Here is a 21,774-nt window from a genome sequence, read left to right on the forward strand (position 1 = left end):
AGTAATGGTTTTTTCAGAAGTCTCGGGAAATATCTCCACTTTACTCTATCAATGGGTTAAGTATATCTATCCATAGGATAACCCACTTCTTTTAATTATAACACTCCACCCATTAAATTGCTACTAAAATATATCTTGATTTCACTGTAAACACTGTTTTGCACAAAAATTCAGTATGTCCCGCTGATAAATAATCAAGGGGTTTGAATATATAAGGTGAACTAAGTTTTTTATACTGTTTCAGGTGTGAAAATGCCATATACGCAAGCACACTAAAAAAAACTATTTTAATATTTTAATAATGAATGGCAAATCTAGTTTTTGTAGTTGCTTTCCCTTTTGAAGCAAAGTAATAATAGTTCCTGAAATACCATAAACTTATCAAAGTCCTTCCTTATACTCACTAGGTGCCATGCCTGTTTCATTTTTGAATACCCTACTAAAATATCGGTAATCCTTATAACCACATATTTCACTAATCTCATTGATTGTTAATTCTTTATTACTTTCCATAATTGAAATAGCCATTTTCATTTTTTTCTCTGTAATATATTTATTCATTGGCATACCTTTCTTTTTCTTAAACAAGCGTGAAAGGTATGCATAATTATATCCAAATTTATCAGCAACCTGTTCAAGACTTTCAATTTCTAAATAAGCTGTATCCACAAATTCACAAATCTGATCTTCTATTTTTTGTTCCTGCCAATTTTCAATATATCTACCAAATTTCTTAAATACTGTCATCAGATTTTTAACCAAATCGTTTGCTGTAAGTGAAACACCAATTTTTTTAAGAAGCTCCTCCTGTAGATTCTGTATAATCTCCAAATCATACTTTTGCTTACTAAATTCAAGTAATCTTAGCATGTATATTGATACCTTTTCCACACTATCCTGGGTAGCTTGGTTATGAATCATATAAATTAATATACAATTAATATCCTCAAGGAACTGCTGCATATTCCCATGCTTCAGATAGGATTTTACATATTCCTTCAGTTTCATTTTTACGATTTCAATAATTTCACTATTTACGTAATCCTTTTCTCGTTCCAAAATGTAAATCTGATTTTGTTCAATCTTTAACTGATGCTTCAGCAAATTCCGAAGTTGTTTTGTTATTCCCCATATTTCCTCACGTGGTATCTGATTCTGGGAATATACAATATGGATTGTCACTTCCGCAAGAAATTCCGACAGCCGCTGGTTTATTTTTTTTAATACCTTTTCAATCTCAACCTGAGACTTTTCATACTTAAGGACTAATACCTTTTGATTAAAAACATGTTCATCTGACAAGTACCATGGGCAACCTTCCGGAACTGCCTTTTCCACAATCTCCTTCCACGGAATCTTGCCCAATAAAGCGTCATAGAACTGGATAACCTCTTCTTCTGTTGCATCATAAACTAAATTGCCTATACATAACAAACCAATCTGATAGTAGCTAGCATCATACTGCTCCATATTATAAAAATCCGAATATATAATTTTTCGTTCCATGGAATGAGTCACAGACACAATACTTTTTCTAATATCGTATAAAATCTCTGCTAAGGAATCCTTTTCAACTGGCTTTAATATATAATTAAAAACTCCATATTTTATGGCCTGCTGTGCATAGGAGAAATCAGAAAAACCACTAACAATAACAACAATTACTCCTGGGTAAAACTGATGAAGCTGATGGGCTAGTTCCATACCATCCATGGTAGGCATACAAATATCTGTGAATATTACCCGTGGATTATGAATACGAATTAGCTCTAAGGCTTCCTTGCCGTTTCCAGCCATTCCAACCACTTCAAATAAAGAATCTGCTTCTTCTATTTTACTAGCAATATTCTTTCCAATTATAATTTCGTCCTCCACGACTAACACCTTAATTTTTTTCAACCTGTCATCACCTTTTTTTCATCCTCTTCTTTTGGCAATACTCCCCCTATTTTTACATATCCGTCCTTAAATGGCTTTATTTCAAAAATAAACGCATCCTTTAAAAATAATTTTAAACGAACGTATACATTTACCAGTCCTATTCCATCAATCTGCGCAGACAGGGACTGCACGCCCAAAGCGCTATTCTTACATTTTTTCATAATTTCATCAGCCTTTTCCTTTGAAAATCCATTACCATTATCATAAACAATAATGTACCACTCTGTCTGCGATATAACCCCCTCCACTTTAATACAAGGATGATTCCGATTGCAATATTTAAATGAATTCTCCACCAAAGGTTGAATGGACAGCTTGGGAAGCTTAACCTGTAGTATTTCTAGTGGAATATCTATGTTAATCTGAGCATTAGGAAATCTTTTCTTCATGATTTTTACATAATGCTCTATATGTAGCATTTCCTCATATAATACTACTCCTCCACTCTCCTCTGAGGCGATATAACGAAACATCCCAGTAAGATTCTGGCATATCTCTGCAATATCATCATTTCCGGACTCCTCCGCCAGGGATCCTATCATCGTAAGGGTATTAAACAGAAAATGTGGTTGCATCTGAGCCTGTAGCGCTAACAGCTTAGAATGTGTTTCAAAATCCTTAAGAACAATAATACTTCTTAACGACTCTTGCAATTTATTTGTTAATTCCGATATACTAAGGGACAAGTAATCGATCTCCCAAATGTCAAATTCCTCTTTCTGATAAGTTGATTCGTTTTTGAGATCTATCTTCTCCAAATCTGTGCAAATCTTTTTTATCGGGCTTGATAACTCATTCGAAATACGATAATTAACCATTACAATAATACTTCCCATTACAATGCTAAAAGCTACAGCACAAAATAAGAATCTACTTAGATGGTCATAATATTTTGATATAGAGATTCTATATACAATTCTTATACCTAATTGAGGAATTCTATCTAACATAATAATACTATTACCATAAATGGCTTTCTTCCCAGGCATGAGTCCCTGGATTTCTTCATATGGGATGTCGCCTTTCCCATAGAACAGTGTATCATCACTTCCATACACCGATATGATTAAGGGATTTTTTGCATTTTCACCCAGCAAGGCATCGATTTGTCTATCGAAATCGGCAGCACTCATCTGAATTTCCAAAATCCCTTCTCCCTTACCCAGAACATTCAATGCACTTATATTTCTAGCAAGTACAATCATTTCTGTATTCTTCATACCTTTATCATAAATCCATGTGTTTAACAGGTATTCATTCTGCTTTACTCTTTTTATAAATGGTCTGCCATCTCTTACATAATCCTGATACAAATTAGGCGTTTCTTTTTGAATAGCGCCAATATAATAATTCTCTCCCATCCAGATGTAATAGCCCGAATCCGTAGCTACACCAACATTATATTTTTTCTGAATCATCTTATTTGCCTTCAGATATAAATTAGAGAACAAGGTAGTTGTCTGTTTTCCCTCCTTATAACAGTGCGGCAATTCTACAAGAATCCCCTTGGAAAAATCAGTTGAGTTTACTAATGCCCTTGAAAAATCGTTCATGTCATCCATATAGCTTTTTATATTGGCACTAATGTTAGTTTTCATCTGTTCCTGCGTTAAAACAATTGTTTCATTTATTTGTGTGACAAAATACCAGAGTGCGACTAAAATCATAATGATCATACAACCAACAAACCATATAGTATATGTATGAAAAAGCTTTTTTACTATAAATTCTTTCTTCATGGTGGCAATCCTTTCCCTATGATATTCACAGGTATTTCATCATCACTTATATAGTTAGAAAACACGGATTTTCACCAAGTTTTCTTACTGCTATTCTACCTCTTTATAATAGTAATAACAAGTTTTATATTCCAATTCTTTCCATTTTTGCCTGTTTGAAATTGTTTTTAAACTCCTTATGTAGTGGATTTAATGATCGCTTTCTTTTAAAGTTGCTTCCACAGGTTCCACAGGAAAGTCCCCCGCTTACTGAGGCGGGGGACTTTCCTGTGAGGCTTAAATAATCAACCCTTAACGGCTCCCGATACCATTCCTGCGATAATGTACTTTTGTCCACACAAATAAATAACAACAATAGGTAAAATGGCATATAAAATGGTTACGCTTACTAAATTCCAGCTAGCAGTAAATGTTCCATAAAAGTTATATACCTGTTGCACAATCACAGCCTTATCAGGATCCGGCAAAACATAAAGCGGCACCGTAAAATCATTCCAAGTATTTAAAAAATTAATCATGGCTACAGTCCCTGTAGCCGGCTTAAGCAATGGGAAAATTACCTGAAAGAATACGCGAAAAGCACCTGCTCCATCAATAACTGCTGCCTCATCTAATTCCTTTGGTATTCCAGTAATAAAACCATAGTACAGGAAAATACTCATTGGTAGAATAAGCGCAATATAAAGTAAAATTACTCCCCACAGACTGTTATAAAGGTGTAACACCCTAAGCACCTTAACAATAGTAACCATACTAACTGGAAACATCAGACCCAATGCGAAATATGTATACAATGCTTTATTTAATTTTGATCTATCGCGATTCAGTACATAAGCTGCCGGGGCAGAAATAAAAACACTGATTGCAACACTGGTAACACTAATGAACAAACTATTCTTATAGGAATTTAAAATATTACCCGTTTTCCATACCTCTTTAAAATTTTCAAAATGTAGCTGTTTTGGTATTGTTAATGACATGGTAATGGCTTCTGTTTTTGTTTTAAAAGCATTAAATATAACAATTAAAAAAGGAACAATTACCACAAGCGATAAAAGCCAGAATCCCAAACCCTTTATGAAATATATTGTTCTTTTCTTTTTTGAACGCATCTCTTTCCTCCCCTCAATCATTATTATCCTTAATCTGTAATACAATTACTCCAAAAATAGCTGTTATAATAAATACAATTACTCCGTAAGCTGCTGACATTCCATAAAGACCCTTTCCAAATTCCTTAAATACAAAAGTATTTATTAGTTCTGTAGCACCTGCTGGTCCACCTCCCGTTAAAACAAAAACAATATCAAAGGCTTTTAATCCCTGAGAAAGATTTAATAGCAGGTTAATAATAAAGGAAGGAATAATACGTGGAACTGTGATGTATAAGATTTCCTGAAATTTTGTAGCTCCATCCACGCTTGCTGCCTCATAATAGCTTTTATCAATAAACTGAAGTCCCGCCAGATAAATTACCATATTAAACCCAACCTGTTTCCAGACTTCAACAAACATGGCTGTATTAAGAGCCGTTCCTTTCGTAGTAAGCCAGGCAACAGAAACATTTCCGAATCCAATCATTTGCAACAACTGATTAAAAAAGCCATTCTTCATAAAAATAGTACCAAACATCAAGCCTATAATTAGCGGAGACAGCATCGCCGGTAAAAAGAAAATTGCCCGCAGTATATTTTTTGTCTTAAGTCCTTCGTTAAATGCTAAAGCTAGAAGAAAACCAATAATATTCTTAAAAATTGTGGTTACACATGCATAATAAATGGTCCTTAGTATTACCTTGGTCAATTCTTTGTTTTGAAAAATCTTTTTATAATTGGACAATCCATTATAGGTTGCAGTTTCTCCTGTAATTTTAATGGCATTCCAATCTGTAAAAGAAAAAATAATGTTTAACACCACTGGTACAATAAACAATATGGTATACATTAGTACTGCCGGAACCGTAAAATATCCCTTGTAAATCTTCTTTTCATGCATACTATTTCTCCTCTTCTTTTTTCTTTCTATATAAGTTGAACTTTAGTTTTCTACTTATATATCCCTCCGTCCGTGTTCTAACCCCTTCGCTCTTAGACATCTTCATGTGCACTTTTTTGACATAATTTAAGCAAAAAAAAGGGTATGAAGTTAAGATGTTACCTTTCTACTCCATACACCTCTTTTTACTTAATGATATATTAATATACTATTTCGCTATATCAAACATTTCTGCTCTGTAAGCATCTACATTTGCAATAAAATCTTCTACCGTAACAGTACCTGTTGAAAATCCCTGTAAATACTGATATACATTTGGATCCCAATATAATACATTTTTAATAAACATTACCTCCGGAATAGCTGCTGTATTTTTTAACATTTCTGTAGTTGCTGTTGTTGCGTTTACACTCTCAACATTCTTAAATGAAGATGTTACAAGATCTGTTCTGGCGCTATAGTATTTTTCCAGATTTTCATCTTTTGCAAGGAAGGATAACAGTTCTTTACTTGCTTCAATATAATCACTATTTTTATTGATATATTTAGCGATACCACCGCCGTTTGATACTCCAATTTTATTATCCAGTAATGGCACCGAGAACATTCCCCATTCGTCTGTACTTCCATTTGCCTTAAGTTCTGCCGCATATGCGGAATAAGTAAACATCATGGCAACTTCACGATTCTGTAATGCTGGGTAACTACCAAACCAGTCTTCTGCCTGACCATCATTTGTGTAGTTTGTTGTATCTGCAAATAAACTCTTAATTTGTTCCAATCCAGTTTTAAAGCTTGTGATATCTGCAAATTTATTTTCTTTTCCAGCATTAAGATATTCTATGTAATCTGCTTTTTCCGCACTAATTGCAGGGGTTAATCCGTAAACCCAAGATTGTGTATGCCATACACCATTAATACCTTCGTATAAAGGTGTAATACCCTCTGCTTTAATTGTATTGCAAAGATTCATGAATTCAGCCCAGCTGCCTGGGATTTTCCAGCCTTTTTCATTAAACAGAGTCTTGTTATAAAGAATACCTTCGTAATCAACTCCCCATGTACTAAATCCAATTACTTTTCCTTCATAGGAGTTAACTTCCTTCGCCCAATCCTCATAATTATCAATCCAAGCTTCCCCTGTTAAATCCAATGCCACTTCAGGAAGTCCTGCAGAAATCATTTCATAACCTGCGGGATACATAAAAATATCCACAGCATTACTTCCACCTGATAAAGTAGTTCCTAGCAAAGTTAAATACCCGTTATCCGGTGTCAATAAGATCTTAACTTCAATCCCTGTTTCTTCTTCAAATGCTTTAAACAGCTCTCTGTCAACATCCTTAATCCAGTTTTGGGATGCCATCAGTGTAATAGAACCTTTCTTTGCTATCTCTGTAGGTGCTGCTGTATCCTCTGTCTGTGTGTTATCCACCTTTTTACTCGTGTCTTTAGTAGCATTGCTTCCACATCCGGTCAAGATACTGACAGTCAGTAAAGCTACTAAAAACTTTTTCATACCTTTCTTCATTACTTTCCCTCCTAAAGTTTTGAATAGTTTACATTGGTATTATAACATCATGAGGAAAAGCGTAATACTCACAAATATGACTTTAGTAGTGCATTTTTTTTACTTTTCTTGAAATTCACTTAATGAAATGGATGAGAATATCAAACACCAGGAAACTTAATCCCCGTTCCCACACCAACAAGGCCGATAGCCCTATTATTTACTAGGACTATCGGCCATCATTTAATCATTTATTCCTATCTCATGTTATAACACTTCCCATGAAATTGCTACTAATATTTTTACCCTTTATGGTTATTCCAATATATTAGGAATACAGTTAACTCCTTAATACCTTACCCTATTCATCAATAAAACAATCCCTAATCTCTGCTGCCATATATAACGAACCAATGACACAGATAACTTCATCTTCTCTTGCATCTCTTAAAGCTGCCATAATACCTTCGACTGGTGTTGTGTAGTGCGAAACCAAAGGGAGATGCTTTAATAACTCTTCTGCTAGTTGCTCTGATGGTAATGCTCTAGTGTTTTTCGGAGTTACAGCAATAAATCTTTTTGTTAAAGGAACAAGATATGGGATCATTCCTTTATAATCTTTATCAGCTAAGACACCAAGAATTACTATTGCTTTTTTCCCTGGAATAAATTGTTTTAAAACTTCTGAGAATGCTTCTACACACTGAACATTATGCCCACCATCTAAAATTACCAACGGTTGTTTACATAAAACCTCGAATCTTCCTGGCCAAGTAACATAATTAAATCCTTCTGAAATAGCATTATCAGAAATTTTATATCCCAAAGTTTGTAACTGATGAATTACTTCAAGGGCTAATGCCGCATTTTTTCTTTGATGCTCTCCTATCAAAGATAAGGATAGGTTCGTATTTTGTTTATAAGAAAACTTTTGTCTGGACAAATTTTCCTGATGAAGTTTTATTTCAGAAAATTCTGCAAACACAAGTTTATTATGTTTTTCTTCACAAGCTAGTCTTATCACTTCTTCTACTTCTTTTGCCTGCTCGTAACTTACAACAATTCCATTTTCTTTTATGATTCCTGCTTTTTTAGAAGCAATTTCTTCTAATGTTGTTCCTAAGTAGTCGACATGATCTATGCCAATATTCGTTAACACCGAAACCAAAGGCGTCTCAATCACGTTTGTCGCATCTAGCTCACCACCGAGCCCTACCTCTAAAACAACCAAGTCACATTTGGTATCGTAAAAATACTGAAATGCCATCGCGGTAGTCAATTCAAATTCTGTTGGTATCTCATCAAGCATGAGATACGAAGTAAAGTCTTTCACCTTCTTACAGACTTTAGCAAAATCTTCATTTCCTATCACTTCTCCATTGATCTGAATCTGTTCATTCTCAGTTTCTAAAAAAGGTGAAGTAAATAATCCTACTTTAAACCCAGCAAGGCGTAAGATAGAGGATAACATCTTACATGTAGAACCCTTGCCATTGGTCCCGGCAACGTGGATAAATTTTAATTTCTTTTCTGGGTGATCCATGTAATCTAATAGTTTATTTAAGTTCTTCAGTGACAATTCTCCAGTATTTCTCTTGTAACTTCTCAGATATCTAATTGCTTCTTGATAATTCATATCCGTTCCTCGCTTCCTTCACTATCCTTATCCCTAATAAGGAAATCACCTGTTGTTCACCCATACAGACAGTAGGATGACTGAAAAATCTCTTTTGTAACAGAAAACATAAGAATATCATTCATGAGCTTTTTGTTGTACTCAACAAAAAAGCTGTGGCCGTCTTTTGAGATATCCTACTTTGCTAGCAGTTAATTTTCAAAAGACTGCGCCACAGCCTATGACATCCATAACAATAAAATTACATTATAACGATTGCTTTTTTAATGATTGGGACAATTGTTTTACTCAAAACATAAGTTACGCTGATGATTACGATCGACATCACTACAGTTTGTATAGATCGAACAGAGATCAATCCCCAGAAGGTAGACTTACTCGATATAATGGAAAGCCAATAAGAATTCATCACTAATCCACAGATAAACTGAGTTACAACTGCCGCACCGACGATATTCGGTAAACTTTGTTTTTTATGAAGAAATAATCCATAGATAATACCACTTATAAATGCAGTGATTGTAAATCCAGGAAAATATGCTCCACCCATAGGAAATAGGATTGCTCCTAAAAAATCAGAACAGGCAGCAACTGTTGCACTTGCTATTGGCCCGTATAAAATTGCTGCAATTACAACTGGAATAAAACCAAAGGAAAATCGTAGATTCCATTGCTTTAGTGAAAAAAATCTAGTTAATATCACCTCAATGGCTACCAGTAATGCTAATACTATGAAAGTCTCTAATGTAAATAACTTTTTTCCTTTTTTAAAATCTTTGTTTTTACTATTTTTCTCTTGATTTAGCATAAAATACCTCCTTTCCAAGCTTTTCCATAGCTAAGCTATCATAAAGCTATATTTGTCTCGCAACCTATTGTCCGCACAATGCGGCCAACCATGCATTCGAAAAGAATCCATGTTTTGCTACAACAAAAGGAGATCTTTTTATGTAGCAGCGGGATGCGAATTTTGTACCGCAAGTTAAACTTTTCGTCCAGGCAGCAACTCCCCGTCTGCCTGACACTTAACGCACAAAATCCTACTCTGCAACAATATTTGCTCATCGACAAAGTAATTCTAACATAGGTTTTTCTAGAATACTATAAGAAAATTATACAATTTTTACGAAGATTATACGAAAACTTTGTAGGAAATACGTCCCTAAGCCACGATTTTCCTCAACCATTTCTTCTTACGATACCTAGGAAATCCAAGCACCATCTTATAGATTTCTTCTGACAAAACCATTGCATAGACTGCTTCAATTGGGAAATGGAATACTAAACCCCCAAGAAATGCCATTGGTATACCTATCAACCAAACACCTGTGACATCAAGAAATAAGGCAGCCTTAGTATCTCCACCACTTCGGAGGATACCAACGATATTAACCGTATTAAATACTTTAAAAAATAAATAAGTAAGGAACACAAATAGGCACTTTCGAATAGATGCAGAAACAACTGGTTCCATTTGAAAAACTGCAATCAAAGGATTCATAAAGATTATTCCTAGTGCAATAATTATCACCGTTACCATAGTTTGCAATATTAAAATAAATTTTGCATGAGTCTCTGCATCTTTTAATTTTCCTGCACCAAGTTCATTACCAAGAATAACTGCTGTTGCATTACTGATTCCCATAAATACAACCTGTAATAATTGCTCAATATTTTGAGTTATTGTGATAGCAGCCATCGCATTATCGCCCATTCTACCATATACAAGGGAGTACATCGTAATTCCAAGTCCCCACATAAATTCATTCATTATAACCGGAGATGCAGTTCTAAAGTAGATGGAGTATAAATCTTTATCGTAAAAGAAAAGGTGCGACATGCTAATTGAAGCCGGACTTTTCTTGTAATATACGAGTAAAACCATTGCTGCAACCTCTACAATTCTTGCAATCAATGTGGCTATAGCTGCACCTTCTACTCCTAGCTCTGGAAATCCAAATTTACCAAAAATCAGGACATAGTTTAAAATAACATTTGTTACTATCGCAACACAGCTAATCACAACTGGTAGTTTTACCTGATTCACACTTCGAAGTGCAGACATAAAAATCTGGGTAACTGCTGTTATTACATAACTAATACATACAATCTTTAAATATTTCGCACCAATTATTATTGTAGGTTCGTTATTTGTAAAAATACTCATTACAAATTGAGGCTTTAGAAATGAGACTAAGCTAAATAAAAAAGCACTCGTTACACCAAGCAGCATGGATAATCCGACAACACGCTTGATGTTTTTCATATCTCTCATCCCCCAATACTGAGATGTCAAAATACTAGAGCCACTGCAAATCCCAAATAACAGAAGACTCACTATAAAAAAAATCTTATTTGCAATTCCTACTGCAGCCACTGTTGTCGTATCAAGGCGGCTAATCATTAGGGTATCAACAAAGTTTAAAACATTATTTAAAAGCCCTTGTAATGCTATTGGAATTGCTATCATTGCTGCCTTTTTTAGAAAGGCTTTGTCTTGCTTCATTTCGTGAATTAAATTCATACTTAGCCTCCATGCTGCGACTATCTTTAGGAGCAGCTAATGGCTCAAGTTTGTCGCAGCACAAACTTGATTACCTCCATTTAACAATCAAAATATCAGTTTATGTATTCTTGTTTTCCCTATCTAGAAAAAAAGAGACTGTACTAAAGTACAGTCTCCACATTACAAGTTCTTACTTTCTTAAGCCTAAGCGAGCGATTAATTCACGATATCCTTCAACATTAGTTTTCTTAAGGTACTCAAGTAAACCTTTTCTCTGACCTACCATCTTAAGAAGACCTCTTCTGGAATGATGATCTTTTTTGTTGTCTTTTAAATGCTCTGTTAACTCAGCAATTCTCTCAGTTAAAAGTGCAATCTGAACCTCAGGTGAACCTGTGTCGTTCGCATTTCTACCATATGCGTTAATAATCTCTTGCTTTTTGTCTTTGCTAATCATGGATTAGTCCTCCTTATAATTTTAATCGCCATACACTAAGAGACTGGTCGGAGTGTCCAAAATCTGAGTATAGGCTGTTTTACACATCAAAAACTATACCATAGCATTTCCCTCTTGTAAAGGGGTAATTTATGATTTAATTCGTTTTCTCTTAAACATCCTCTGGATCTTCATCCAAGATAGAAAATGCAATATTGGTTCCATGGTCAGCGACACGTTCTAAATTAGATAATAAATCAGAAAATATCATCCCTGTTTCCGCACTACATGAATTTTTTGTAAGACGAACCACATGATTTTTCTGGAAACGTCGCTCCATATCATCAATTGAATTTTCAAATTTTAATATTTCTTCCAGGTACTCTCTGTTTTTATTCTCAAACATTTCAATCGAGTAGCTTAATAACTTTTGTACTGCAGTTGACATTTTATTGATTTCTTCTACTGCTTCTGGACTAAAATATAGATTACCATCTATGGCTTGTTTTGCAAAATCTGCGACATTCTCTGCATGGTCACCGATTCGCTCAATATCATTTACAACATGGAATAGACTAGCTAATACCTTACGATCATCAATAGGTAAGGAATGCTGATTGGCACTAACTAAATAATTTGTAATCTCTCGACTTAAATAATTGATAGAATTCTCTGTTACATAAACCTCTGAAATTTGGTTTTCATCTCTGGTTAAAAGACCAGAAAGAGCTGTTCCTAAATTATGAAAGGTGATTTGTGCCATACGGACAATTTCGTTGATAGCACTTGGTACCGCTGTAGTTGTTTGAAAGCTTCCATGATCAGTAATATATTCCAACTGCATACTATCCACTTTCTTATCTTCTCCTGGTACAATGAAAGTAGCAGCCTTAACAATTAATTTCGTGATTGGGAAGCAAATTACTACCTCGAATACTTTAAAAATTAAGTGAGTATTCGCTACTTCTCTGGCTATCGCTTGGTTTACACCATTTACTATCTCCTGAGATTTTCCACCAGAAATTGCAATAATAAATTCTTCTATCTGGTTTTCAAAGAATAATAAGATTACAAAAATTACGAAGGAACCAATTATATTTACTAACAAATGGATCCAAGCAGCTCTTTTTGCTGTTTTTTTACTACCGATACTAGCAAGTAAGGCAGAGACGCAAGATCCCATGTTACAACCAAGGATAATATAAAAGCAAATATTTAATGGAATCAACCCTTGGGAGGCCATCACTAATACAATACCTACGGTTGCGGAAGAACTCTGAATAATTGCAGTAATTACAAAACCGACTAATACAGCAAGGAATGGATTATCCATAGAAGTAATTATATTCATTACTTGCTCGGAAGAACGAAGGGAATCCATGCTTCCAGACATGATGCTCATGCCAAAGAACAACATACCAAATCCTAAAACTACTTCGCCGATTCTTTTTATCATTGGCTTCTTAACAAACATTACCATACAGACACCCAACATTAAAAATACTGGTGCAACAGCTGATAAATTAAAAGCGATTAATTGCGCTGTTACTGTTGTTCCAATATTCGCACCAAGAATTACTCCTGTTGCTTGCATTAGGTTTAACAATCCGGCATTAACAAAACTTACAACCAATACTGTGGTGGCACTAGAGGATTGTACAACTGCGGTAAATAAAATACCGACTATCATCCCTACAAACTGATTTTTTGTACACATTTCCAGTATACTACGAAGTCTGGCACCAGCAGCCTTTTCAAGGCCATCACTCATAAGTTTCATACCGTATAAAAATAGGCCAAGACCAGCGATTAGCGCTAGTAAACTCTCCATTTTCATGTGACGTCTTCTCCTTTGATATAAATGTGTCTTTTAAACTCTCACTTTTTAACTTTAATATAACCTCTATAAAGTTACAAGGAAAATTTTAAACTTCGTCAATTTATATGTAATTTACACATTTTATATCTATATTTTACATATAATCACGATTTTTTGATTCTTATAATATACATATCTTCCATAATTAACCTTGCTGTCTCTAATCAAGATAATAAAACAGATATAAGTACGCTTTGCAATCTTTCCCTTTTTTGAACAAATTAAACAAGAAAAAGATGATTATACGCTTAAATTTTAATCTATTACTTAACTACATCAAAAAAAGAGACTGTTATATAGTATCAACAGTCTACAAAATTAATTTATTGGAACCTACGAATCTTATTGATTGGAATCTTCGAATCTTATTGATTGGGGATCTTATTGATTGGGTTCTAAAAAAAGCTCCTTTATTAACAAATTAACTCCTGCTATGATTAATTCTTCGGAAAGATTAGCAAAACCCATCAAAAATGTTGGGTAGGTAGGTTTATAATCCGTTATATAATGTTTGCTTAATGGATATAACTCAATTTCTTTCTTATGCACTTTTTTTAGAATCTCTTCTTCCGTTAATGAAGTATGAAAACTTACCACGATATGAAGACCAGCGTTCTCACCGGTGATTGTTATTCTATCTTCGTATGGTTTTAACTCATGGAGCAATAAATCATGCTTCATTTTGTAGCGTTTTCTCATCTTGTTAACGTGTCGCTCAAAATAACCACCATTTAAGAACTCGCACACAATCGCTTGATCAATTCTTGATACGGTGGAAGCATAAAAAGAATACTTTTCTCTATAGACTTGATATAACCTCTGCGGCAGAACCATAAAACCCATACGAATGGCAGGTGCTATAGCACGAGAAAATGTTCCAAGATAAATCACCCGATCGTTTTCATCAATTCCTTGAAGGGAAGGGATCGGTTTTCCCTTATACCGAAACTCCGAGTCATGGTCATCTTCAATAATATATCGATTCTCACCCTTTGCTGCCCATTGCAAAAGCTCAAGTCTTCGCTTTATTGGCATAACAGTTCCTAGAGGATATTGATGAGATGGTGTTACATAAACAATCGAAGCATCCGTTCTCGTTAATTCCTCAATACTAATTCCATCTGTATTTACGGTAATTGGTCGAACCGGATAGGGAACTCCTTGAAAGATGCGATAAGCTCGTTTATAAACTGGATTCTCCATTGCAATAATTTGATCATTACCTAGAATCTGAGATAATAAAACCAATAGATAATCTGCACCTGCTCCAACAATAACCTGGGATGCCTCCACCTTCACACCACGAGAGCTATGAAGATATGCCACAATTGCCTCTCTAAGCGAAAGATCACCTTGGTTCTCTCCAAGGAGAAATAAGGATTGATTCATATCATTCATACATTGATTACTAAGCTTTCTCCAAGTAGGAAACGGAAATTCTGAGAGGTCTACTGCAAATGGCGAAAAATCGTATTTTAATCGTTCTACTTTCTCGACTTTTTCTTTGCCTAGAGCTTTTTTTCTTTCGGTAATCTGAATTAAATCCATGATCCCTTGAACATAATATCCGCTCTTTGGTATAGATTCTATATACCCTTCGGAGATTAACTGCTGATAGGCAAGCTCCACTGTGCTTCTACTTATTTGCAGACTTTGCGCTAAATTACGCGAAGACGGCAGTTTCGTAGCCACAGGTAGCTTGCCTGTTTTTATTTCCCTCTTTATATATTCATAAATCTGTTCATATAAGGGTACTTTATTACCTAAATTAATTGGAATTATCAGCATATTAACCTCGAGCAAAAAAATCTTTTACATTCTCGATATCCGACTGTACTCTTTGCTTAAGCTCCTCTATAGAGCTAAATTTCGTTTCCGGTCGTTCATAACGGTAAAGTTCCACTTCGATTATCTTACCATAGAGGTCTCCAGTAAATCCAAAGATATGTGTTTCGACGCCAAGCTTTTGCCCTGCACCGACGGTCGGTTTATATCCTATATTGGTCACACCGTAATAAGTATTTTCTTGGTATTTTATCCTAGATGCATAAACACCGTTTGGTGGGAGTAACTTATGCTCTGTTGGAAGCAAATTTACAGTTGGAACACCAATGGTTCTACCAATTTTATTACCTGTTACTACAGTTCCCATAATGGTATATGGACGTCCCAACATTTCATTCACAGATTCTATTTGCCCATTTCTTAGTTCTTCTCTTATTCTGGTACTGCTAATCACCTTGTCAGAATAGGTTAATTTTTCACAGACCACAAGCTCGTATCCATAGACAACAGAATACTTCTTAAGCAGTTCTGCATCGCCTTTCCGCTTTTTGCCAAAACGATAATCCGTGCCAATAACAATCGCTTTTGCATCTAATTTACCAATTAGAACTTCTTTAATAAAATCCTCTGGCTCCATGGAAGCAGTTTCTTCTGTAAATGGATAAGAAATTAATACTTTCGGTCCTAACCTTGATAGCAGTTCCTTTTTTTCTTCTTCTGTATAGATTAAATCAATCTCTTTTTCAGAAAATAGATTACCTGGATGATAATCGAATGTAAACATCACAGAGGTTAAACCCTGCTGCTCAAATTTCGCTAGTTCAGAAAGCAATAATTGATGTCCACGATGCAAACCATCAAATTTACCAAGCGTGACACACGTATTTTGATATTTAAAATCTGTACTTCCATAGATGTATTCCATGTTATTTTGCTCCCAACTTTCTATATATGTTGAACTTTAATATAGAAAACTTAGTTCAACTTATATAACAACTATAAAAACATTTTTACCGGTTGATAGCAATTCTTCTTTTGATCGTATTCATAAATGCCGGTAAAGACATCTTCGCTGTCATAAACCCGAATTTTATCTATATTAATTTGAACACTAACATTTTCCCAGGTAAAATTCTCTTCCCTTAGCTGATTTCCATTGTATAAAAGTTTACAATCTTCCTTTTTTACTACAACTTTTGGTAAAGTTAAAAATAACTTATCAACTGGCATAAGAATCTGTTCTAGTGTTTGGTTTTTTACACATTCTTCAATTTCCGAAAGTCTTAAAGTATTTTCTAGTGTAAAAATACTTACCTTGGTTCGAATTAGTGATTTCATGCATCCACCACATTGAAGTGCTTCCCCAATATCTCTACATAAAGACCTTATATAGGTTCCTTTTGAGCAAGAAACTATCATTCTTACTTCTTGTACGATTTCTGGTTGTTCTTTCGATGATGTAACTCCAAGGATATCAATTGCATGGATTGTAACAGTTCTTGGTTGTCTCTCGATTACCTTACCTTGACGAGCAAGTTCATATAATTTCTGACCATTAACCTTTATTGCAGAATACATTGGCGGTATCTGGTCATACGTACCAATAAAGTGCTCTATCACTTCTAAAACCCTGTCATACGTTGCTGTTACTGGACGTCTCTTTAGAACTTCACCAGTCATATCTTCCGTATCTGTTGTAATTCCCAGGGTTAAAACTGCTTCATAAACTTTATCCTTGTCTGTTAGCATATCACAAAGCTTTGTTGCATTTCCTACGCACACAGGAAGTACCCCTTCTGCATCTGGATCAAGTGTTCCTGTATGACCAATTTTCTTCTGTTTTAATATACCTCTAAGTTTTGCACAAACATCAAAGGAGGTAAAACCTTTTTCCTTATATACATTTATAATACCGTTCATATTACCCCCATTAGTAAACCTTAGCAAGCAGTGAAAACATACTTACTTAGCAGGCACTTAACAACATGCATGCTTTGTAGTAGGCTGTGCGAAACTCAGATTTTCTTTTCGCACTTATAACAATGCAAGGAACCCGGAAGAATGAAAATGAAATTCCAATGGATTTCATTTTTATTCTTCAGTATGAAGTTTTAGAATTTCTTAGGCAACGTCTTTTGGTGCCTTAGAAATTCTCTTCACACTTCACACTTCACACTTCACACATTACCTGCATTTTTTAACTGATGTTCAATTCCTATCGTAAGATTATTTATTACATCATGTAATGATCCCTTCATACTACAACCAGCAGCCAAAATATGGCCACCGCCACCAAAGAAAACAGCAATCTTACTTACATCAACGATTCCATTGGAACGCATACTAACTTTATATTCCTGTACATTGTCCTCACGAAGGAATATTGCCGCCTCAACTCCTTTTGTAATTCGAAGCTGGTCAATGACACCATCAAGATCAGATGGAGCAACATTGTAAAAATTCTGAGCACGCTTGCTAATACTAGACACAATAATTTTTCCATCCAATAATAAGATGCTCTCTAATAAACAACGTCCTAATACTTGATTTTGAACAAATGTCTTTTGATAAAAAGTTTCATCTATTATTTTATTTGGTGTTGCCCCTAGTGTAATTAGCTTTCCAGCTATCGCCATCGTTTTTTCTGTTGTATTAGAATGCTTAAATACTCCTGTATCGTGAACAATACCAAGATACAATGCTTCTGCTGTCGCCTTACTAATCTTTTCAATATCAAATAAATCAAACAAAACTTCACAAGTAGAGCTAGAATCTGATACCACCAACGTAACACCAGCAAAACCGGTGTTACTGATATGGTGGTCGATATTTACTGTTTTTTTCGCCTGCATTGCATAATCTTTGGCAGCTCCTAAACGGTCTAAGCTACCACAATCCAAAGCAAAAAACAAATCGTAAGGTTCCTCGTCCTTGTAGTCTGATTGTATGCAATTCGAGGAAGTTAAGAAACGGAAGGGCTCTGCGATTGGCTCTAAGTGAAGATCAACGGTCTTAGTTCCATCGGTATTATAGCTTTCTTGTAAATAATTATACAAGGCAAAACAAGAACCTGTGCAGTCCCCATCTGGGCGAACATGACCTGTGATTCCAATTCTATTTGCTTTTCGAATGTCTTCTTCAAAACGTTTCATGAAAAGCCTCCTTACTACTCATCCTCATTCGCTATCTCATCTAATACCTCTTCGTCTGGCGATTTACGACTGCTAGCATTTAATTCATTTATTAATTTTGACATGGAAACGCCATACTCAATCGATTGATCCACAACAAAAACAAGTTCTGGTGTATTTCTTAAATTAATACCACGAGCTAGCTGTCCGCGTAAAAACGGAGCAGCGCTCTTTAGTCCTGCAAGTGTATTCTTTTGAGATTGTTCATCACCTAGGACACTGATATACACCTTTGCAGTTTTTAAGTCTGGTGCAACCTCTACTGCAACAATACTTGTCATTGAATTGATTCTAGGGTCCTTAAGTTCTCTTGATATGAGCATACTAAGTTCCTTTTGAACTTCTTGATTTATTCTGGTGTTCTTAATACTGTTTTTTCTCATAAAAAAACCTCATTCTTTCACCAACCCGCAAATTTGGGCAGCTGCACAATATTTGCAAATTGAATTGTTCCACACGAACTCCCAACCACGTGCTCTAGCACGCAATTAATCAGGATATAACCTAACTTTAAAATAATTAGTGTGAAGAACTATCTTGGTACCTCGACCATCATATATAACTCAACTAAGTCGTACTCTTGAATATCATTGAATTTTTCAAAAACAAGGCCACATTCGTATCCTGTATTTACTTCCTTCACATCATCCTTGAATCTCTTTAAGGAAGCTAACGCACCCTCAAAGATTTGTGTTCCTTCTCTCGTTATACGTGCAGAGCAACCTCTGATAATCTTACCATCTAATACATAAGAACCTGCAATTGTACCAAGACCAGAAGCCTTGAATACCTGACGAACTTCTGCATGGCCAATTACCTTTTCTTCAAAGGTTGGGTCTAACATACCCTTCATTGCTGCTTCTACATCTTCAATCGCGTTATAAATTACACGATATAATCTTAAGTCAACCTTTTCACGCTCTGCTATTTCACGAGCCATATTATCAGGGCGAACATTAAATCCAATAATAATTGCGTTAGAAGTGGCTGCTAAGATAACGTCTGATTCATTAATAGCACCAACGCCACCATGAATAATACGAACTGCAACTTCTTCATTGCTAAGCTTAACCAAGCTCTGTTTTACAGCTTCTACGGAACCTTGAACATCTGCTTTTACGATTAAGTTTAATTCTTTAATGTTACCAGCCTGAATCTGTGAGAAGAGACCGTCTAAAGATAACTTTGCTTTAGTATCTGCAAGAAGACGCTCTTTACCCTGTGAAATAAAGGCATCTGCAATATTACGCGCTTCTTTTTCATTTTCTGTAGCCATGAAAACTTCACCTGCATTTGGAACTGCGTTAAGTCCAAGGATTTCAACAGGAGTAGATGGAGTAGCTTCCTTTACTCTTCTACCCTTATCGTCCATCATTGCACGTACTTTACCATAAGTAGAACCTATAACAATATTATCTCCAACATGAAGTGTACCCTTTTGTACTAGAATAGTAGCAACGGTACCTCTTCCCTTATCTAACTCCGCTTCAATAACAATACCTCTGGCCATACGGTTTGGATTCGCTTTTAGTTCTCCCATTTCCGCGGTTAAGATAATCATCTCAAGTAATTGATTAATACCTTCTTTGGTATGAGCAGATACCGGAACGAAGATGGTATCACCACCCCAATCTTCTGCAATTAACTCATGCTCAGTTAGCTCTTGTTTAACTCTTTCAATATTAGCACTTGGCTTATCTATCTTGTTGATAGCAACAATGATTTGAACACCTGCTGCCTTGGCATGGCTGATAGCCTCAACTGTTTGTGGCATAACACCATCATCTGCTGCAACTACTAAAATAGCGATATCTGTGGATTTTGCACCACGCATTCTCATAGAAGTAAATGCTTCATGTCCTGGTGTATCAAGGAACGTAACCTTCTCTCCATTAACCTCAACGGTATAGGCACCGATATGCTGTGTAATACCACCAGCCTCGCGAGAAGTTACATTAGCCTCACGGATAGCATCAAGAAGAGAAGTTTTACCATGGTCAACGTGACCCATGACACAGACTACAGGAGGACGTTTTACCATGAGGTTTTCATCTTCATCGTCTTCTTTTAATAACTCTTCTACCTTATTTACAAGAACTTCTTTTTCTGCAATAATTTCATATCCTAAAGCAATTTCTTCCGCTTCTTCAAAGGTAATTTCTGAATTAATAGAAACCATCTTACCAGCAAGGAATAACTTCTTAACTACCACAGATGGAACAATTTTCATCTTATCTGCTAATTCTTTAATTGTCAGAATTTCAGGGATTGTAATTGTCTTAATTTCGTCTTGTTTTTCTTGAATTTGCTGTGGCTTAGGCATAATAAAGGCACCCTTACGATTTGGGTCCTTTTTACCTTTTGCTAACTTACTATTACCATCAACCACACTATTGCGACCACGATCACGATCACGGTTACGATCACGACTCTTGTCGTTAAATGCTGCTGCTCTTTGTTCTTTTGTTAATTCATTTGCAAGATCGGACTTAATGCTTGACTTCTCACCACTTTTTGGATCCGTACGTTTTTTATCAAAGGATCTTGTGTAGCCTGCATCCTTATCCTTGTCAAATCCGCCGCCGCCATAAGATCCCTGACCTTGGCTTCTACCAGCATATCCGCCTTGGCCTCCAGGTCTTCTATCGCCGTAACCACCTTGGCCCGCAGGTCTTCTATCGCCGTAGCTTCCTTGACCCTGTGGTCTTCTATCACCGTAGCTTCCTTGACCTTGTGGTCTATCGCCGTAACTACCCTGACCCTGTGGTCTTCTATCGCCGTAACTTCCTTGGCCCTGTGGTCTTCTATCGCTGTAGCTTCCCTGACCCTGTGGTCTTCTATCTCCATAGCTTCCCTGACCCTGTGGTCTGTCGCCGTAACTTCCTTGGCCCTGTGGTCTTCTATCGCCGTAGCTTCCCTGACCCTGTGGTCTTCTATCTCCATAGCTTCCCTGACCCTGTGGTCTATCACCGTAACTTCCTTGGCCCTGTGGTCTTCTATCTCCATAGCTTCCCTGACCCTGTGGTCTTCTATCTCCGTAGTTTCCTTGACCCTGTGGTCTATCACCATTATTTGGTCTTCTATCTCCGTAGTTTCCTTGGCCCTGTGGTCTATCACCATTATTTGGTCTTCTATCTCCGTAGTTTCCTTGGCCCT

At 35.8% G+C, this 21,774-nt stretch carries 16 protein-coding genes and 1 riboswitch; all 16 genes read right to left on the reverse strand.

The window, feature by feature from the left end; genetic code table 11:
* Window positions 1-381: 381 nt before the first annotated feature.
* On the reverse strand, window positions 382-1,899 hold the full coding sequence (locus RTP52_RS15425) for a response regulator transcription factor (RefSeq protein ID WP_312372344.1): 1,518 nt from the start codon (window positions 1,897-1,899) through the stop codon (window positions 382-384).
* Window positions 1,896-3,680, reverse strand: coding sequence for a sensor histidine kinase (locus tag RTP52_RS15430; RefSeq protein ID WP_312372345.1), 1,785 nt, complete (start codon window positions 3,678-3,680; stop codon window positions 1,896-1,898). Before RTP52_RS15430 ends, RTP52_RS15425 begins: the two co-directional genes overlap by 4 nt.
* A gap of 284 nt (window positions 3,681-3,964) precedes the next feature.
* Window positions 3,965-4,792 carry a carbohydrate ABC transporter permease gene (locus RTP52_RS15435; RefSeq protein ID WP_312107676.1) on the reverse strand — a complete coding sequence of 276 codons (828 nt, stop codon included), beginning with the start codon at window positions 4,790-4,792 and terminating at the stop codon, window positions 3,965-3,967.
* 13 nt (window positions 4,793-4,805) lie between these two features.
* A complete protein-coding gene (locus RTP52_RS15440; RefSeq protein WP_312372346.1) occupies window positions 4,806-5,675 on the reverse strand; it encodes a carbohydrate ABC transporter permease in 870 nt (289 codons plus the stop codon).
* Between the two features lie 208 nt (window positions 5,676-5,883).
* Window positions 5,884-7,206, reverse strand: a complete 1,323-nt coding sequence (locus RTP52_RS15445; protein WP_312372347.1) for an ABC transporter substrate-binding protein — start codon at window positions 7,204-7,206, stop codon at window positions 5,884-5,886.
* A 340-nt stretch (window positions 7,207-7,546) separates the two neighbouring features.
* Complete coding sequence (locus RTP52_RS15450; protein ID WP_312372348.1) at window positions 7,547-8,821, reverse strand: bifunctional folylpolyglutamate synthase/dihydrofolate synthase; 1,275 nt, start codon at window positions 8,819-8,821, stop codon at window positions 7,547-7,549.
* Window positions 8,822-9,062: 241 nt separating this feature from the next.
* Window positions 9,063-9,629, reverse strand: a complete 567-nt coding sequence (locus RTP52_RS15455) for a folate family ECF transporter S component (RefSeq protein ID WP_312372349.1) — start codon at window positions 9,627-9,629, stop codon at window positions 9,063-9,065.
* A 144-nt stretch (window positions 9,630-9,773) separates the two neighbouring features.
* Window positions 9,774-9,871, reverse strand: a riboswitch (THF riboswitch).
* Window positions 9,872-9,983: 112 nt separating this feature from the next.
* Window positions 9,984-11,345: an MATE family efflux transporter gene (locus tag RTP52_RS15460; protein WP_312372350.1), complete on the reverse strand. Its 1,362-nt coding sequence runs from the start codon at window positions 11,343-11,345 to the stop codon at window positions 9,984-9,986.
* A gap of 172 nt (window positions 11,346-11,517) precedes the next feature.
* The gene (rpsO, locus tag RTP52_RS15465) at window positions 11,518-11,784 is read right to left on the reverse strand and encodes a 30S ribosomal protein S15 (protein WP_312103426.1); all 267 of its coding nucleotides are present in this window, start codon (window positions 11,782-11,784) and stop codon (window positions 11,518-11,520) included.
* 151 nt (window positions 11,785-11,935) lie between these two features.
* Complete coding sequence (locus RTP52_RS15470; protein ID WP_312103428.1) at window positions 11,936-13,600, reverse strand: Na/Pi cotransporter family protein; 1,665 nt, start codon at window positions 13,598-13,600, stop codon at window positions 11,936-11,938.
* 423 nt (window positions 13,601-14,023) lie between these two features.
* Window positions 14,024-15,430, reverse strand: a complete 1,407-nt coding sequence (pdxR, locus tag RTP52_RS15475) for a MocR-like pyridoxine biosynthesis transcription factor PdxR (RefSeq protein ID WP_312103431.1) — start codon at window positions 15,428-15,430, stop codon at window positions 14,024-14,026.
* Between the two features lies 1 nt (window position 15,431).
* Window positions 15,432-16,352 carry a bifunctional riboflavin kinase/FAD synthetase gene (locus tag RTP52_RS15480; protein ID WP_312103434.1) on the reverse strand — a complete coding sequence of 307 codons (921 nt, stop codon included), beginning with the start codon at window positions 16,350-16,352 and terminating at the stop codon, window positions 15,432-15,434.
* Window positions 16,353-16,423: 71 nt separating this feature from the next.
* The gene (gene truB, locus RTP52_RS15485; RefSeq protein ID WP_312103436.1) at window positions 16,424-17,347 is read right to left on the reverse strand and encodes a tRNA pseudouridine(55) synthase TruB; all 924 of its coding nucleotides are present in this window, start codon (window positions 17,345-17,347) and stop codon (window positions 16,424-16,426) included.
* 257 nt (window positions 17,348-17,604) lie between these two features.
* On the reverse strand, window positions 17,605-18,579 hold the full coding sequence (locus RTP52_RS15490) for a DHH family phosphoesterase (RefSeq protein ID WP_312372351.1): 975 nt from the start codon (window positions 18,577-18,579) through the stop codon (window positions 17,605-17,607).
* Between the two features lie 14 nt (window positions 18,580-18,593).
* Window positions 18,594-19,001 (reverse strand): 30S ribosome-binding factor RbfA, encoded by a 408-nt coding sequence (rbfA, locus tag RTP52_RS15495; protein ID WP_312103442.1) that lies wholly within the window; start codon window positions 18,999-19,001, stop codon window positions 18,594-18,596.
* Window positions 19,002-19,150: 149 nt separating this feature from the next.
* A partial coding sequence (gene infB / locus RTP52_RS15500; protein WP_312372353.1) for a translation initiation factor IF-2 occupies window positions 19,151-21,774 on the reverse strand: 2,624 nt, incomplete at its 5' end.

Source organism: Lachnoclostridium sp., from assembly GCF_031997925.1.
In the GTDB taxonomy this organism is placed as follows: domain Bacteria; phylum Bacillota; class Clostridia; order Lachnospirales; family Lachnospiraceae; genus Lachnoclostridium.

What these genes read in the sequence shown, in the direction of transcription:
- RTP52_RS15430 (WP_312372345.1), bottom strand. Translation starts at nt 3,680, where the DNA reads ATGAAGAAAGAATTTATAGTAAAAAAGCTTTTTCATACATATACTATA.
- RTP52_RS15435 (WP_312107676.1), bottom strand. Translation starts at nt 4,792, where the DNA reads ATGCGTTCAAAAAAGAAAAGAACAATATATTTCATAAAGGGTTTGGGA.
- RTP52_RS15440 (WP_312372346.1), bottom strand. Translation starts at nt 5,675, where the DNA reads ATGCATGAAAAGAAGATTTACAAGGGATATTTTACGGTTCCGGCAGTA.
- RTP52_RS15445 (WP_312372347.1), bottom strand. Translation starts at nt 7,206, where the DNA reads ATGAAGAAAGGTATGAAAAAGTTTTTAGTAGCTTTACTGACTGTCAGT.
- RTP52_RS15450 (WP_312372348.1), bottom strand. Translation starts at nt 8,821, where the DNA reads ATGAATTATCAAGAAGCAATTAGATATCTGAGAAGTTACAAGAGAAAT.
- RTP52_RS15455 (WP_312372349.1), bottom strand. Translation starts at nt 9,629, where the DNA reads ATGCTAAATCAAGAGAAAAATAGTAAAAACAAAGATTTTAAAAAAGGA.
- RTP52_RS15460 (WP_312372350.1), bottom strand. Translation starts at nt 11,345, where the DNA reads ATGAATTTAATTCACGAAATGAAGCAAGACAAAGCCTTTCTAAAAAAG.
- rpsO (WP_312103426.1), bottom strand. Translation starts at nt 11,784, where the DNA reads ATGATTAGCAAAGACAAAAAGCAAGAGATTATTAACGCATATGGTAGA.
- RTP52_RS15470 (WP_312103428.1), bottom strand. Translation starts at nt 13,600, where the DNA reads ATGAAAATGGAGAGTTTACTAGCGCTAATCGCTGGTCTTGGCCTATTT.
- pdxR (WP_312103431.1), bottom strand. Translation starts at nt 15,430, where the DNA reads ATGCTGATAATTCCAATTAATTTAGGTAATAAAGTACCCTTATATGAA.
- RTP52_RS15480 (WP_312103434.1), bottom strand. Translation starts at nt 16,352, where the DNA reads ATGGAATACATCTATGGAAGTACAGATTTTAAATATCAAAATACGTGT.
- truB (WP_312103436.1), bottom strand. Translation starts at nt 17,347, where the DNA reads ATGAACGGTATTATAAATGTATATAAGGAAAAAGGTTTTACCTCCTTT.
- RTP52_RS15490 (WP_312372351.1), bottom strand. Translation starts at nt 18,579, where the DNA reads ATGAAACGTTTTGAAGAAGACATTCGAAAAGCAAATAGAATTGGAATC.
- rbfA (WP_312103442.1), bottom strand. Translation starts at nt 19,001, where the DNA reads ATGAGAAAAAACAGTATTAAGAACACCAGAATAAATCAAGAAGTTCAA.